We start from the raw sequence: 14,824 nt of genomic DNA on the forward strand, positions 1-14,824 counted from the left end.
TCGACGAACGGCTTTTGATCGAACGCGCTGCCGTCTCCCATTATGCGTGGATCGCCGGTGAATCGCAACTCATTCATCATGCGATCCGTGAGCTCCCGCAGGACCTTCGCGTAGCCGGAATCCGCTGCGACGTTTCATCCCCAATCAACGGTCAATGACAAGCCGATGCAACACCAGAGCTCACGAACCCGCCACGCACAGAATGCCTCAATTCTTTACAATTTGAGATTTTCATGCCCAAATGAAATTACAAATAAATGAATCAAAGCGACAGTCCCACACTGATCTACTCTTCCGGCACCCAGGTCGTCGCCCAGAAAGATGTGATGGTGGCGAACGGCCGGATTGCTCATCCGTCCGGGGCTGTCGGTGTGATCGTACGCTCGCCAGTCGATCGAACCCACGCTTACCGGGTTCGGTTCAGCGACGGTTTTGAAGCACCGATTCATCATGATCAACTTGTTCGATTGTCTGAATTCAAGACGAACCAAATTCGCGCGTCGGATTCACCACTTATGAGCGCCGGTCTGTACGAGAGAGTGATCTACCGCTGCGTGATCGGTTCGCGTGCCTACGGGCTTGACGACGAAGCGTCCGATACCGACCGTCGAGGCATCTACCTACCACCGGCCGAATTGCATTGGTCGCTTTACGGTGTACCCGAGCAACTTGAAAATGACGAAACCCAGGAAGTCTATTGGGAGCTTCAAAAATTCATCGTGCTTGCTCTGAAAGCGAACCCGAATGTCCTCGAATGCCTCTATTCGCCTATTGTTGAAGACGTAACGCCACTTGGCGAAGAGTTACTCTCGATGCGAGAAGCGTTTCTGTCAAAGCTCGTCTTTCAGACGTTCTCGGGTTATGTCGCATCGCAGTTCAAAAAAATGCAAGCCGACATTCGCAACCAAGGCCGCGTGAAGTGGAAACACGTTATGCACCTAATTCGCTTGTTGCTGTCGGGAACGCACGCCTTGCAACAACGCACGATGCTTGTTGACGTCGGCACATACCGCGATCGATTGCTGACGATCAAACGTGGGGAGATGCCATTTGCTGAGGCCGATGAATGGCGGACAAAACTGCAACGCGAATTCGAGGCGGCTTACCAAGAAACCACTTTGTCGGAGCGTCCCGACTATGAACGAGCGAACGCTTTCCTAATTGACGCGCGGCAGCGGGCCACCCAAAGTGAACTTCCATGACCAGCACCACTTCGATTGACTATGACAAGATGATGCAGCACGTGCGGACACATCCGTTTCCGCTCGTGTTCGCCACCATCAGTGGAGCCCATCTCTACGGATTTCCATCGCCCGATTCCGACTTCGACCTGCGCGGCGCACACCTACTGCCGCTTGAGACCGTCGTCGGTCTCGATGAAGGCAAGCAAACCGTTGAAAAAGAAGGCATCTATGATGGCCTGGAAATCGATCTCGTCACCCACGACGCGGCAAAGTTCTTTAGCTTAATGCTTCGTCGCAACGGTTACGTGCTTGAACAGATCTTCTCACCGCTCGTCGTGTTCACCACGCCCGAGTATGACGAACTAAAGTCAATCGCTGCCGAGTGCATCACCCGTCATCACGCCCATCATTACCTGGGCTTCGCGGCGACGCAGTGGAAGTTGTTCAGCAAAGAATCACCGCCACGGGTCAAACCACTGCTGTACGTCTATCGGGTGCTGCTGACCGGCATCCACCTGATGCGAACCGGCGAAGTCGAAGCCAATCTCATCACCCTGAACGAAACCGCCAAGCTCAGTTATCTCGACGACCTCATCGCCCAAAAGCAAACCGGCCCCGAGAAAGGAACGCTGGCCACCAGTGACCTCGAATTCTATACCCGAGAGTATGAACGACTCACGAATGAACTCGAGTTGGCCCATGAACAATCAAGCCTCCCGGAGATGCCATCGGCACGGGCCGCACTCAACGATCTGCTCGTTCGCCTTCGTCTGGCTCGTACGATGAGTTGATTTCGTATTGGTTGACCAAATCCAAGTGCACCTCACGCATGGTCAGCCAAAAATCGTTCTCCAGTGACGGATCATTGGAGCGAACGATGTTGAGACTAATTTGAAGTTTCTTCAGCGCCGTATCGAACTGGCTTTTCGTACAAGTCAATCGTTCGATAGACCGCTTTCGCAGTGGCCCAGTAAAGTTTGGCTCCAAGCGGATGAACTCGTAGACTTGCTGCGCGAGTTCATCCAATTCCGTGACCGGCTGATATGACGCCGGGTAGTGCGTTTCGCGGAAGAATTGCATTTCGATTAACGCCGCATCGCCACCTTTGATTTTTCCGTAGAAGACGGCTTCAGGATAGGTCTGTGGAATGCGGGTTTTCCAGTCCCATACGGCCATGATTTTCGGACTCCAACCTCCCGCCTTCGGTTTCTTCTCAGAAAGTGCGGTATTGTCCCACAGCGATGGGTGTGGCGAGCCTTTGCTGCCGAAGACCGTGCAAACCTTATGTTCGATGACAAACTGGAATGCTTCTTCAAATGTTTTGATCATCTGCATTCACGTTCAACGGGGTTCATCATCTGAATCGCGTTTTGACCGACAGTGGGGATCCAGAGTTTCACTCGCCGTTGGTATTCGTTGTAAGCATCACCGAATCGCGAATTCAGGTCCGACTCTTCGACCGGACGCACCGCGATATGCCACAGCACAGCACCAGCGAGCGAATACACAAGCACCGCATAACTGCCCAAATACCAACCCACCGCGAGCCCTTGCACGATGCCAGCCACCGCCATCGGGTTTCGCACGAATCGGTACGGTCCCGCGATCACCAACCGAGGTGCCGTGGCGGTCGGCAGGGGCGTTCCGTTGCCGTGTGTCGCCATCGTGACGCCGCTCCATAGGCCAAGGCACGACGCCGCGGCAAACAGCCCGATCGACGCTGGTAATTGAAACCCGTGCTCGAATCCGTTAACGCCGCAGAAGCGTTCCAGTTCCACAATCCCCATCGGAAGCACCCACAGAAACACGCTCCAGAAAATCACGGTTTGCCCCAGCGTCCACAGCACCGCGTGCCAGCGCTGCATTGCAGTCATGCGAATCGTTGCTGGCGATTGATCGGCCTTGCCATGAATCGTCGCCATCGCCAGCGATAACCCCGCCATGCTGACCATCATCGCGGACGCGATCCAAGCCTCGCCCGTTTGCATGCTTGTCGCGAGGCAAACGAGCGTCGGATACCAAGTCACCACAGCAACAGCCCACACCACGTTGCCAGCCCAACACGATCGCCGCAAGACTCCGATCGCCGCGACGATCGAGCCCGCAATAATCAAAACGAAATCGGCAAGCCAAAACGACCGCAGCGACTCAGCTGGCCAATCGGCTGGCTGAAACCACTTGACGCTCGGAGGTTAGCGTCGCCGACTCGCAATTGATTTCGATCTGGCACGGCATTTAGCTCCGAACCAACGCAGCGATGATCGGCTCGGCAGCCGACTCGATCAACTCCACCAACTCGTCATCCATGAATTGGTAGTCGTCGGGAATGTCCAACACATGCAATAGTTTGAACTTCGACTCGCCGGGAAAGTCGGCGAAGATTCGTTGTCGGTGTTTGCCTTCCATCACCAAAATCGCGTCCGCCCAAGCGACGTCGCTCGCCCGAATCGTTTGCACAGCCGCCCGCACCGTGCCGCGAGATCGAACAGAGATCCGATCGTCGCTGCGGTAAATCGCTTCGGCCGTCGGACTGCGCCATCGGTTCTTGCTGCACACAAACAGTACGTTCAGTTTGCTCAAAATGAGATCTTTCGAGATGCACCAAGAAGTCGACACAGAATGTCCGCAATATTCCAAGCGTCATCATCACCCCGGTGATGTGTTCCCTCCATCGCCAGCCCCAGTTTCTCGTACGCTCCATCCAAACCGACCTCGTAATTCAATCCGAGCGAAACCGCGAACAGCGTTTTCACGTTGAGGTGCGTCAGTCCGAACGGATAGCCGACGCCCGCCGACTGACACACTCGCTCAAACTGGCGCCGGTCGTAGTCACCCCAACTGGCCCACAACCGATCCTTCGACGAAAAGTCTTTCTTCAATCGTTTGCACGCGTCAGCCAGCGTGCCTGCCTCGGCAAACATCTCAGGCGTGAGCGTTGTCAGTTCGGTACAGAAAGAGCTGATCGTCGATCGCTCGGGCTTGATCAGAATGCTGTGTTTGCTCATTCGAGTTAACGAGCCGACATCGACGACGCACAAGCCAATCTCGATGATTTCGCTTTCCTCGCCCTCCGGCGGCGGCCCATCCCAACACGTCGATTCCACATCGACTACAAGGATTTCATCTAATTTGCGTGCCATTGTTCCAACCTAAAATTTTCAGTGTTCCAGTACCTGCCGACATAACGTGGTTTGCGAGCCTTCATCACATCGATTAAAAACCACCGAAACAGGTTCGCAGCAAACTTCGTCCATTGTATTGTTGGCCCGATGATTCATGAGCTAGCGGTCTAGCTCAGCAGACGGATCAGCTTGCTGGCGCTCTCGATTCGATCATCGGGCGACGGGTTTAGTGTCTCCGTCAAGATGGTTCGGAAAGGCTCGGGACACTCCGCGTATCTCGAGGTCTCCTCCTCATGGTTGGCCAACGTCTTTTCAATAATCTCGCCGAGATGGTGACCGGCGTTAGGAGGCGTGCGATAGAAAAACCAGTGAACCAATCCGCCGACAGCATATATGTCCGTCTTAGGACTGACCGCGCCAAACGACGAATCGATCTGTTCCGGTGCGGCGAAACCAAGCGTACCGCCGAGAATCGAAGTCGCGTCCGAGACGGTCGCTTGAGAGAAACCGAAGTCGGTGATGGTGATGCGATTATCTTGATCGACGAGAATATTGGTGGGAGTCAGATCGCCGTGAACGAGCGCGGCTTGATGGACTGCATCGAGTGCTCGGCAGATTTGCAGTAGCCAGCCTTTAAATTGCTCGCTAGTTGGACTTGAGATTGCATCGAGCGATTGACCATCAATCCACTCGCTCAACAAGTAGGGGCCGCCGTGTGGTGATTCGCCGTAACCGAGGTACCGGATCACACCCGGATGATCGATTTGCGAGGCAACGTCGATCTCTCGCCAGAACGATCCTCGCGCGTCCTCGTTTTGCCAGAACGCTTTGCGAAGAAATTTGACGGCGACGGTTTCGCCACCAGTTTGCATGCCGGCTCGATAAACTTTTCCGAATCCACCACTGCCAATCAATTTGCCGAGCACGAAGTCGTTGTAATCCACTCGTGGCAACTTCGGCGGACTGCTTGCGGCGAGTGCGATCATCTCGCCGTCTAGCGTCTTCGAACCCAGGTGCTCGCGAACTCGCGACAAGCGACGTCGGACGGTTCGCTCGTCAATCCTCAGCGAATCGGCTAACTCACGCTGTGTCTGGCCTGCAAGCAGTCCCTCGACGATGACAAAGAGTTCCTCAGGTAGTTCGATTCTTAGCAACCCGACGACCTCACTAACTTCATCTTCGGCCATTCTCGCATCCTGGACGATGGCAAGCGGTCCGACATCATCAAGGGAAAGTCTCTCGCGCTCTCCACCTCGTTTAGCGGCAGATTGCCGTTCGATGGAGCGAGCCATTTTGCGACGAACAAACGTTGCCAACAGTCGCCACAGCGAGACGCTGCCGCTGACTTCGATGCGGCTGTGCCTCGCGGCGTTGAAGAAACTGCCCATCGCGGACTGAACCACTTCTTCGGGATCAACTGAGGACCGGTATCGGTGATTCAGTCGATTGGCGACCAAAGCGACCAATCGGATTGCATATCGATTCGCGAATACTTCGGCGGCTTGCTCATTTCCCGCTTTCCACTCGCGCAGCAGCCAATCATCGGGGCGATTGGTGATCGCTTCCGATTTGTTTGATTTTTCTTCTGAGCCGCTGTCCGGTTTCAAATTCGCCTTCTCACTTCCTTAGTGGACGAGGTAACAAGTCCAGATTCTACGAACGAGGGATTCGTAACCTCGTCGCCTACAGACTAAAGACTAACAGCTAAGGACTAAAAGATGGCAATGGTCGTGACTCAGCCCTGCATTAGTTGCAAAGACAAAGCGTGCTTGCCGGTGTGCCCGGTCGAGTGCTTCTACGAAGATGAGACGATGGTTTATATCTCTCCTGATGAATGCATCGACTGCGGAGCTTGCGTTCCCGAATGCCCCACTGAAGCGATTTTCTACGAGGACGACGTGCCTGAACAGTGGAAAGGGTTCATCGAGCTGAACGCCATCAAGTCGGCAACATGCCCCTCGGCCCACACCTGATTTCATTTGGGCGATCGAGATCTCCCAAGCTCTATTAGTCGCGACGTGCTCGATCCCAAACGCTGCCCAAGTCGCGAACTTCGTCGGTCGCGGCGTTCTTGCCCTTCCGTTCGTCGAAGCTGAGGGAGTCGAGATACAACCGCTCGACCTTCGCCCGTGCCCAGTCGGTTTGGCGAAGGAATCTCAGGCTGCTGTTGATGGTCGGTTCGTCGTTGAAACAGTGGATGTTGATCCGCTCGCCCAGCCGCTCCCAACCGTACTCGGCGACCAAGTATTCGAGCATCGCCTTGAGAGTGACGCCTTGCAGCGGATTGTTGGGCTGGGGTTGATTCATTGCGGTGCGCCAGCCTTGTTTTGGTTCTTGCGAATCCGGGCCTTCACCAGTCGCATCAAGATTTCGGCAAACTCGAATTGATTAAGCTCGCCCTTTGTTTCGTCATCGAGATGGTTCGTTCGGCTGAGCTGTAGTAGCTCATTGGCACGGTCGACCAGTGGCTGCGATGGCCTGAAATCTAAGATCGCTTTCGGCGACGGCGAATCGGCAAAGAGGATCGCGAGTTCTTCGAGCAGCGAGCTGGGGGCGTGATCGTCGGACATCGCAAACTCCTCGGGGCAACGCTGACGCAAAAGGCTAATCCACGAACGTCTGCAAGATTCAAAACCGTATCACAGAGTTTTTCAAGAATCAGCTTTGCTCGAATGTCGTTACCAGTATAAAGCCGATTTAGGTCATCGACTCGGTAGCCTCCACGCTGCCAAGCAAGACCGTCGAGGTCTACCGAATCGGCGACCCCGAAGTACTGGAAAGGGCAAAGTAAGCGACGGTTGATCGCATCGGGCATGTAGCTCGTCGTGATCACGCGAATCACAGGCCCATCAACTCTCAAGATGGGAGAATGATCTGGCGCGTCCCAGAAAACTTCAGCTGCCTTGCGGTTCCAGTGATAACGCAGATTCAACTTTGTTCCACCACTGGCTGCAGCTGCTTCGTCCTCCTTTCGACTGTTGAACTCCGTAGGCTGCTTTTTGTCTGGTTCTAACCAGAACGACGGCTTACGCGGTAAATCGATATCAACAATGAATCCGCTTTCGGCGTTTCCTCCGTTACGATGCGCCGATGACGTCAGGTTGGCAGACCAACGTCTCCTTCGTGTCGGTCACGCAGCAGTTCAACACTACATCCAGCATGGGGCGATTACTAACCAATCCGATCTACATCGGAAAAGTCTCCTATCGCGACGAGATGTACGAAGGCGAGCACCGAGCCATCGTTGATCCTGAGGTGTTTGCGGCGGTGAAGAAGAAGCTCAATGCGAACCGCGTCAGCATTGGCGACCGCATTCACGGCAAGTCACCCGGCGTGCTTGCCGGTTTACTGCGATGCTCAGCCTGCGATTCCATGATGACGCATTCGACCAGCGGTGGCAGCGGGCGTGGCAGCAAACGATATCGTTATTACGTTTGCAACAAAGCGAAGAAACGCGGCCACAAGACTTGCCCCAGGCCATCGTTGCCGGCGGAGGAGGTCGAACGATTTGTGGTGGCACAACTCCAAACGCTGACAATCGACGAAGACCTACTCAACGAAACCAGCCTTCGCGTTAGCCGAACGATTAACGACAAAGGGGATACGCTCCGGAAAGAGTTGTCCCTACTGAACGAAAGCTTGGTCAACCTGGAGCGAGCGATTGAAGCCATTTCGACACCCACAGGCGAGGATGCTCGCGAAGTCAAACGTCTCGACTCACTTGCATCGCTCACCGAGCAACAAACTCGCGACCTGCGCCGTCGCAACGACTTACAAGAGCAGCTCGCGAAGATCCAAGCCAGCACTCCCGATCGAAAGACGATTCGAAAGGCAATCAAGAATCTTGAAGGCCTATGGGAGCATCTAACAATGGGCGAGCGCAGCCGACTGATGTCTCAGTTGGTAGCAAGCATCGATCACGATCCAGCCGACAGCACCTTGTCGATCACGCTAAGCCCGCTCGGGCTGAAGTCATTCGCAACCGAGAATCCCGACAAAGAAGAAAGCGAGAAGTTATGAGCCACTTCAAGATCCAGTTCGAAACGAGTTCATCATCCCACGGTCGACAACGCGTTGGCGCACCCAAGCCTAAGAAGTCAAGCGCACCAGCCAAGCTTCCTCACATCACCAAGCTGATTGCGTTGGCCATTCGACTCGAACATCTCCTCGCCACCGGTCAAGTCAAAGACCAAGCCGAGATCGCCCGCACCGCTGGCATCACCCGCGCCCGCGTGACGCAGATCATCAACCTCACCCAGCTTGCCCCTGACATCCAAGAAGCGATCCTCAACCTCGAACCCACCACCGACCACGTCCCCCGCTTCCGCGAACGCGAAGTGCGCACAATTGCGATCGTCCCGAACTGGGAGAAGCAACGGATGCTTTGGAAACGGCTCGTCAAGCGAACTAGCTAGACCAGTCTGTACAGTAATGCACCCAACTGTCAGACGACGGTCGAAACTGGAAATTTCGATGATCCCTTGCCGTTGAAAGTCGCGGAAAAAGCACTCTACATAGTGTTCGGCGCTTTGATCGACCTTGAATTGAATTGGTAATTTCTAGGACAATGACCAGCGATCGAATTTACGCAATCCAGGGAGGGTAAAACGTTATGAACAGTTCTGAAGCATCCTTAACCGCTAGCGCTGTGCAAACGTTGAACGCAATCTGTGACGAGTTTCGACGGCAACTTAAAGTCGGCTTGTTAGAAGGCGGCAACATCTCCCCGATGACCCCAGCCGATGTCTTGCGTACTGCTGAAGCATTGCAGCGATCACCTTGGCTCACGAAATTCCAGAAAGACGATTCTGATGACTCCGCGTGACGAGCAGCCTGATCATCCGACGAAGGATTGAGAGCTTTCGGTCTCGGCGATTGAAGAACAAGCTCTCTTGGTTCAAGCATTCCGTCACTTCTTGCAAATTGAATTGTCCAAGATGACTCGAACTCCGGCTACCATGTGATCCTGAGCTCTGTGGCGATCCAACATCCCGAAACTTCGATTCAGAGAGTTGGGATGCGTGTGAGCCAAGGTTGGCATGTCCCCACACACGCACGCCCGGTGAATTGTTTCATCAAAGAGGCGACTGACACATTTACTTGACGTTAACGGCGTTACTCGCATCCGGCTCGACCTGCCAAACTTCCTGCAAAACCTTGACTATCGCCGGGTCGTGTTGTTGCAGCTCCTCGCGATCAAAGGGGAAGAAATCATTGCGGCCAAAGTAGGCTTCCGTGGATTCCGCAAAATACTCTTGCGCGTTGGTGAGCGCGTAGGCTTTTTCTTTGTTTCCGTCGTTGCGCAGCACCACTTCGTAACTGCCGCTATTACGTGCCCGCTCGAACGCGGTTTTGATCAGGGCGTTATCGAACCCGAGCACTTGGTAGTGGTATGCGTGGGCGAGTTCATGCAGCACGATAACTGGCATCCGCTCAATCTCACGCTCGAAAATCGCTGTCGTGGTGAATTCGACGCATTGATAAAGTTCCTTCAAGCGGCCTTCTTTTTCGAGCCACTCTTTGTCGGAATGATATTCAGCCTTCGGACGAACGCCGGCGTAAGGTGGCGAGAACCAAATCGGCACCGTGCGAACGAACGCTAACGGTTCCGCAGGCAACACGCGGATCACGATGCGAAGTTGCTCGGCGAGCAACTCCAACGCTCGCTGCGTTTCCTCAGGTTGCTCCTGGGACAATCGATCGCTGACCCGCACGACCCAGCCCTCCACATCGTGCGTGGTATACCCGGCAATCGGTGCGGGCGACGCAGTCCGCTCGTCGGCAACACAGCATCGCATCGACGACGACGTTACTGATACAAATATGAGAACGGCGAGTATCCAGCGGTGATATGAATTCAAGATGAAACCTGAGGTTAAAGCAAAGAGGCGATCTGTGGCGATCTGCTTCCTTATAATAACGCAGCGACCAAAACACTGTGAGGATTCGCCTCGCTGTGTGCCTCTGAGACGGGGAACGACTACAAGAGTCGGCCTTTCATCCAAGGTGCTGAATTCAGAAAGTTGGCAATCGCGCTGCCGGGAGGGACGACTTGATCGCACGCACAGCGCATTGCCTCGCTCAAACTCATCTTCATGACGGGTAACGCGTCCTCTAGCTGAGCTAACGTTCGGGGGCCGCAAAGTGGAGCCGTGACGCCAGGCTGATCTTTGACCCATAGCAATGCCAGATGGGCGGGACTGATATCGAAGTCGCGCGCCACCCTCACAAATTGCTGGCCGGCGTCGGCCGCTCGATGAGTGATCCGCTCAGCATAAATCCCGCCGCGTCCGAACCGTGGCGTGTCAAACGACTCCGGTTTGCTGCTGTCGTAGCGGCCTGTTAGCAGTCCCATCGCCAACGGAGACCAAACGAATACCGCCAGTCCTGCGGCCTGCGCGGCCGGAAGGATTTCATTTTCAACACGTCGGTCCAGCAGATTGTAAGGCAACTGCTCAGAAACCATGCGAATCAGGCCTCGGTAATCGGCAAGCATCGAAGATTCAGTGATCTTCCATGACGGAGACGTTGTGGAGCCGGCATAGCGTATCTTGCCTTGGCGCTGTAAATCCGTCAGCGCGCCAAGTGTCTCTTCCAAGGGCGTTTGCATACAAACGCGGTGCGTTTGATAAAGGTCGATGTAATCGGTTTGCAGACGACGTAGTGAATCTTCGCAAGCCTTGATGAGGTGCTTTCGGGAATTGCCTCGATCGTTGATTCCTTTGTTACCGACTGGGTAGTAAGCCTTGGTCGCAAGAATCACATCGTCTCGGCGGCCGTTTTCCTTCAAACAACGACCGATGATTTCTTCGCTCTGGCCGTTGGCGTATCCATTGGCGGTATCGATCAGATTGATGCCATTATCAATAGCACAGTTGATGATGCTGGACGACTCCTCAGCCGATGTCGGATTCGCGAAATTATCGCATCCCAAACAAATAGGTGAAACGTACAGTCCCGTGCGTCCCAAGGGACGGTAAAAACTATGGTCTAGCATGCCGTGTAACCTCCATCGACGGTGATAGCGCTTCCCTGCATGTAGCTTGATGCATCGGAGAGAAGGAAGAGTGCGGCCGCTGCGATCTCATGCGGATCGGCAAGACGTTTTTCCGGGATGGTGGCAGCGATCTGCTTGAGCTTATCGTCGATTTCCTGCTGTGTCAGCGAACGACCTCGCTCCGAGGCGAGCATGGGCGTATTGGTTTCGCCCGGACGAATTTCATTCACGCGAACGCCACTGCCAGCCAAGTCGAGCGCTGCGCTGCGTGTAATTTGGCTGACGGCCCCTTTCGAGGCACAGTAGGCCAACACGCCGCCTGCACCAACGTCACTCCAGATCGAGCTGACGTTCACAATCGAGCCGAAACCCTGTTTCTTCATCACACGAGCGGCGGCGCGGCAAAGATAGAAGCACCCCTTGACGTTGACATTCATGACGAAGTCGAACTCATCATCCGTGCAGTCAAGAATTCCGGTGCGTTTGAGGACTCCAGCGAAGTTGACGATACCGTCAAGTTTTCCCCGCTCCTGAACAACGCGTGCGACCAGCGCATCGCACTCGCTCGAACAACTGATATCGATCACACTTGGACAAGCGCCGGTCGTCTTGCAGCCCTGTTCCAAAGCCTCTTGTTGCCGGTCAGCGGCGTACACCACCGCGCCTTCATTGCACAACATCTCAGTCGCCGCGCGTCCCATGCCAGAAGCGGCTCCGGTAACGATGATGATCTTGTCTTTTAGGGTCATAGCGATTTTGGCTTAGCTTGGTGTTAGAGATGATTGATGTCGCGAACTATTCATTGACGGTTCCGGCAGATTGTAGCCGGAGCGTTATAAAGCAACATACCCACTGCTTCATCGGCCACTTAGCTTGGCAACGGAGCGGCATATGCACGACGCAGTTTCCAGCAACACCCGGATATCGGCATTGTTGGAGCTGAGTGAATTTCTTTCGCTGTGCGGACCGAAGCTCTTCATCTGCTTGGGCGCAAACCGTGAAGTAAACAGTTTGCTGCAGACGCCTGGCTCATTGCAGGGGCAAGCCTTCGTTCTGGCTGGCTCGAATGCGAGCCTTGACCAATCTCATGAGCAGCTCTGCCTGTTCGAACTGATCCAGTTCGCGTCGCGACGCCTCGTCGAGCTCATTGGCACGATTCAACTCAAGCAACTGGTTGGCTCGCTCGATGGTTGCCTGTGATGGGCGAAATTCGAGGATCCTGTTTTGCGACGGTGCAGAAGCAAACAGAGTTGCTACTTCGTCGAACAAGGACGATGCGGATGGTGTGGTCGACACAATGACTCCCTCTTTGGCCGGACGGAACATTTTACCGGTTTCTGAAGTGAGTGGTACTTGCCACGCTCCTTCGGATAAACAGCCAGAAGATTCGCTGCGAAATCTGGTCGGAAGATTGAGCCAATGTCGTAGCTCGTTGGCGGATCGTCTTTCCACTCGTTTATCCGTTCGATCGATTGACGGTTGTCAGGAAATGGCAACTCAGGTGGATTGCTTCGCTGCTCCCTTTACACACTTCAATTGCGGCCAGTTCTCTGTTTCGTGGAATCGAGCAAGCCGTTGTCGGAACATGACTTACGAGCGAAACCGATTTTTCGGTCGGTCGATTCGGTCCCAACGCTTGGGCGTTTAGAAGCTGTCTCGGTTAACAGCTTGTGTTAACCCGATCCCATGTTTCTTCGTGGCGTTAATGGGTTAACACAAAGTGAGACATGGATCGCCGACACCCGCTGCGTGAAAAGACGTGACGGTTGTCGGGTCTTGGCGGTGCCGAAGCCGGCGAAGTTACGTGGCGGAAGGCTGGATTGGATTGCGGGAATCGGATCCGTGCGTAGGCTGCTCGCTTCGGCGGGGTACAAATACTCTGCCACTCCGATTGTTACCGGATTTGCAAGGCTTTTGGTCGCACAATGGCGAACATTGTCCACCCACTTTTGACACTGCTAGCGTCGCTGACGCGGCAGGAACTTGCCCAGCAGATTCGTTACCTGAAGGCGGAGAACGAGATCCTTCGGTCCAAGTTACCTGGTCGCGTCACGCTGGACAATCGTGAAAGGAACACGCTGGTCCAACACGGCCAGAAACTCGGTGGCAAGATCAAGGATGTGATGACAATCGTGTCGTATTCGACGTTCAGGCGGTGGGTCCGGAAGATGGAAGACGACTCGCCTGCGACGAAGAAGGACCCGGTAAAGCGAGGAACGGGCCGGCCGAAGCTGGAGGAGGACATTCGCGACACGATCATTCGGATCCGCAAAGAGACCGGGTTCGGCTACACGAAGATCCTGCAGGAACTGCGCCGGATGGGCGTTCACGTCTCGCGGCAAACGGTGAAGAACGTGATCGTCGCGGCGGGCTTTGCACCGACGCCCGGTGACCACCCGGACACTTGGCACAAGTTCTTGAAACGCCACGCCGACACGCTTTGGCAGTGCGACTTCGCGTGCAAGAAGAAGTGGACGCTCAAAGGATTGGTCGACGTCTACTTCATGGTCTTCATTCATCTCGGCACGCGGCAGATTTGGATCTCGCCGTGTACCGAGAACCCGAGTGGCGAGTGGACGACGCAGCAGGGTCGCAACTTTCAAATGCACATCGACGACCATGACCTAAAGTGCGAGATCCTGATGCGGGACCGCGATCGAAAGTACGTCGACTCGTTCGATAACGTATTCAAGACTTCGGATTGCAAAGTCAAGCTCACACCAATCCGCTCGCCCAACTTGCAGGCTCACGTCGAGCGTGTCATTCAAACGATCAAACACGAAGTGCTCAACGCATTCTGCATCGTGACCAACGAACACCTCGATGGAATTCTTCGCACCACGCAAAGTTGGTACAACCAGCGTCGAGGCCACTCATCCCGCGATCACCTGCCGCCGATTCGCGACGAGGCGGTCACGGTGCCGATCAAGTTCAGCAAAGACAACGTCGTCTGCGATTCGGAACTTGGTGGGCACTTGCTGTCGTATCGTCACGTTGCTTGATCGAGTCCGTGTTGATGCTGCTAAGCGGCGAATAAGAAGACGAACGAAGAGGAAGGGATTTGAGACGGTTCAACAACCGCTCGTAAGCTGTGGTCTTATTTTCCGATATCGGCGTGCTCTTGCTCCGACGTCTTACACTTAACGATCGTCGTATCTGTCAGCTGTAACCGATTGGCACACGCGGGAGATTTGAATCATCTCAAGTTTTCCAATGCAGTGGCAAAGTCGCCAACTTCCAAACCAGTTTCCACTTCAGCAATTGCCGGATAAACAGGTCGCATAGTTTTTGTACCGCAGGGTGGTTGGGCTTGGCTCCCAACCTGAGTTTGATGCCTGCTCGAGCGGTCGCTTTGCCAACACCGGCCGGCAACGCCAGGATCCACCATCGCAGCCGACTCGCGAAACGTCGTGCGAAAAGTTCCACATCGCCGTTCGCTTCGATCAACGATTGAGCCACCATGCAGGTGTGTTCGGTATCGTCGGAGATCATGCCACGCCTGAAAAGGAAGCGATAACGAT

The 14,824-nt window shown here is 54.6% G+C and carries 17 protein-coding genes and 1 pseudogene; 7 read left to right on the forward strand and 11 right to left on the reverse strand.

Going from position 1 to position 14,824, the window contains the following annotated elements; all coding sequences use genetic code 11:
• Positions 1–257 precede the first annotated feature (257 nt).
• Both Pla100_RS11130 and Pla100_RS11135 read left to right on the forward strand, forming a co-directional pair.
• The gene (locus Pla100_RS11130; protein WP_146577800.1) at positions 258–1,202 is read left to right on the forward strand and encodes a nucleotidyltransferase domain-containing protein; all 945 of its coding nucleotides are present in this window, start codon (positions 258–260) and stop codon (positions 1,200–1,202) included.
• Positions 1,199–1,975, forward strand: a complete 777-nt coding sequence (locus Pla100_RS11135) for a nucleotidyltransferase domain-containing protein (RefSeq protein ID WP_146577801.1) — start codon at positions 1,199–1,201, stop codon at positions 1,973–1,975. Before Pla100_RS11130 ends, Pla100_RS11135 begins: the two co-directional genes overlap by 4 nt.
• Here Pla100_RS11135 and Pla100_RS11140 read toward each other — a convergent pair.
• The 5 genes from Pla100_RS11140 to Pla100_RS11160 all read right to left on the reverse strand — a co-directional run bounded on the left by Pla100_RS11140 (position 1,929) and on the right by Pla100_RS11160 (position 5,913).
• On the reverse strand, positions 1,929–2,513 hold the full coding sequence (locus Pla100_RS11140) for an AlkZ-related protein (protein ID WP_146577802.1): 585 nt from the start codon (positions 2,511–2,513) through the stop codon (positions 1,929–1,931). The genes Pla100_RS11135 and Pla100_RS11140 overlap by 47 nt on opposite strands.
• Positions 2,510–3,298: a methyltransferase family protein gene (locus Pla100_RS11145; RefSeq protein ID WP_231602957.1), complete on the reverse strand. Its 789-nt coding sequence runs from the start codon at positions 3,296–3,298 to the stop codon at positions 2,510–2,512. The genes Pla100_RS11140 and Pla100_RS11145 overlap by 4 nt, the downstream gene beginning before the upstream one ends.
• Positions 3,299–3,419: 121 nt before the next feature.
• Positions 3,420–3,764 carry a low molecular weight protein tyrosine phosphatase family protein gene (locus Pla100_RS11150; protein WP_146577804.1) on the reverse strand — a complete coding sequence of 115 codons (345 nt, stop codon included), beginning with the start codon at positions 3,762–3,764 and terminating at the stop codon, positions 3,420–3,422.
• Complete coding sequence (locus Pla100_RS11155; protein WP_146577805.1) at positions 3,761–4,324, reverse strand: 3'-5' exonuclease; 564 nt, start codon at positions 4,322–4,324, stop codon at positions 3,761–3,763. Before Pla100_RS11155 ends, Pla100_RS11150 begins: the two co-directional genes overlap by 4 nt.
• 149 nt (positions 4,325–4,473) lie before the next feature.
• On the reverse strand, positions 4,474–5,913 hold the full coding sequence (locus Pla100_RS11160) for a protein kinase domain-containing protein (protein WP_146577806.1): 1,440 nt from the start codon (positions 5,911–5,913) through the stop codon (positions 4,474–4,476).
• A 111-nt stretch (positions 5,914–6,024) separates the two neighbouring features.
• Between Pla100_RS11160 and Pla100_RS11165 the strand changes: the two genes are divergently transcribed.
• On the forward strand, positions 6,025–6,279 hold the full coding sequence (locus Pla100_RS11165) for an indolepyruvate ferredoxin oxidoreductase subunit alpha (RefSeq protein ID WP_146577807.1): 255 nt from the start codon (positions 6,025–6,027) through the stop codon (positions 6,277–6,279).
• Positions 6,280–6,313: 34 nt separating this feature from the next.
• Here Pla100_RS11165 and Pla100_RS11170 read toward each other — a convergent pair whose 3' ends face one another.
• Together Pla100_RS11170 and Pla100_RS11175 are read right to left on the reverse strand one after the other, a co-directional pair.
• The gene (locus Pla100_RS11170) at positions 6,314–6,613 is read right to left on the reverse strand and encodes a VF530 family protein (RefSeq protein ID WP_146577808.1); all 300 of its coding nucleotides are present in this window, start codon (positions 6,611–6,613) and stop codon (positions 6,314–6,316) included.
• Positions 6,610–6,876: a hypothetical protein gene (locus tag Pla100_RS11175; protein ID WP_146577809.1), complete on the reverse strand. Its 267-nt coding sequence runs from the start codon at positions 6,874–6,876 to the stop codon at positions 6,610–6,612. The genes Pla100_RS11170 and Pla100_RS11175 overlap by 4 nt, the downstream gene beginning before the upstream one ends.
• Positions 6,877–7,396: 520 nt before the next feature.
• Here Pla100_RS11175 and Pla100_RS11180 point away from each other — a divergent pair.
• Together Pla100_RS11180 and Pla100_RS11185 are read left to right on the forward strand one after the other, a co-directional pair.
• A complete protein-coding gene (locus Pla100_RS11180; RefSeq protein ID WP_146577810.1) occupies positions 7,397–8,326 on the forward strand; it encodes a recombinase zinc beta ribbon domain-containing protein in 930 nt (309 codons plus the stop codon).
• Positions 8,323–8,721: a hypothetical protein gene (locus tag Pla100_RS11185; RefSeq protein ID WP_146577811.1), complete on the forward strand. Its 399-nt coding sequence runs from the start codon at positions 8,323–8,325 to the stop codon at positions 8,719–8,721. Before Pla100_RS11180 ends, Pla100_RS11185 begins: the two co-directional genes overlap by 4 nt.
• Positions 8,722–9,402: 681 nt before the next feature.
• On the opposite strand, the gene Pla100_RS11190 is transcribed toward Pla100_RS11185, so the two are convergent.
• The 3 genes from Pla100_RS11190 to Pla100_RS11200 form a co-directional block, all read right to left on the reverse strand.
• Positions 9,403–10,104, reverse strand: a complete 702-nt coding sequence (locus Pla100_RS11190; RefSeq protein WP_146577812.1) for a M90 metallopeptidase family protein — start codon at positions 10,102–10,104, stop codon at positions 9,403–9,405.
• 182 nt (positions 10,105–10,286) lie between these two features.
• Positions 10,287–11,303, reverse strand: a complete 1,017-nt coding sequence (locus Pla100_RS11195; RefSeq protein ID WP_146577813.1) for an aldo/keto reductase — start codon at positions 11,301–11,303, stop codon at positions 10,287–10,289.
• Positions 11,297–12,052 (reverse strand): SDR family NAD(P)-dependent oxidoreductase, encoded by a 756-nt coding sequence (locus tag Pla100_RS11200; protein ID WP_146577814.1) that lies wholly within the window; start codon positions 12,050–12,052, stop codon positions 11,297–11,299. Before Pla100_RS11200 ends, Pla100_RS11195 begins: the two co-directional genes overlap by 7 nt.
• Before the next feature lie 142 nt (positions 12,053–12,194).
• Between Pla100_RS11200 and Pla100_RS11205 the strand changes: the two genes are divergently transcribed.
• Positions 12,195–12,503, forward strand: coding sequence for a hypothetical protein (locus tag Pla100_RS11205; protein ID WP_146577815.1), 309 nt, complete (start codon positions 12,195–12,197; stop codon positions 12,501–12,503).
• 725 nt (positions 12,504–13,228) lie between these two features.
• A complete protein-coding gene (locus tag Pla100_RS11210) occupies positions 13,229–14,305 on the forward strand; it encodes an integrase core domain-containing protein (protein ID WP_146577816.1) in 1,077 nt (358 codons plus the stop codon).
• Positions 14,306–14,594: 289 nt separating this feature from the next.
• On the opposite strand, the pseudogene Pla100_RS11215 reads toward Pla100_RS11210, so the two are convergent.
• A pseudogene (locus Pla100_RS11215) lies at positions 14,595–14,822 on the reverse strand (ADP-ribosylglycohydrolase family protein); the annotation flags it as partial.
• Positions 14,823–14,824 lie beyond the last annotated feature (2 nt).

Origin of the sequence: Neorhodopirellula pilleata (genome assembly GCF_007859915.1) — a bacterium.
Taxonomy (GTDB): domain Bacteria; phylum Planctomycetota; class Planctomycetia; order Pirellulales; family Pirellulaceae; genus Rhodopirellula; species Rhodopirellula pilleata.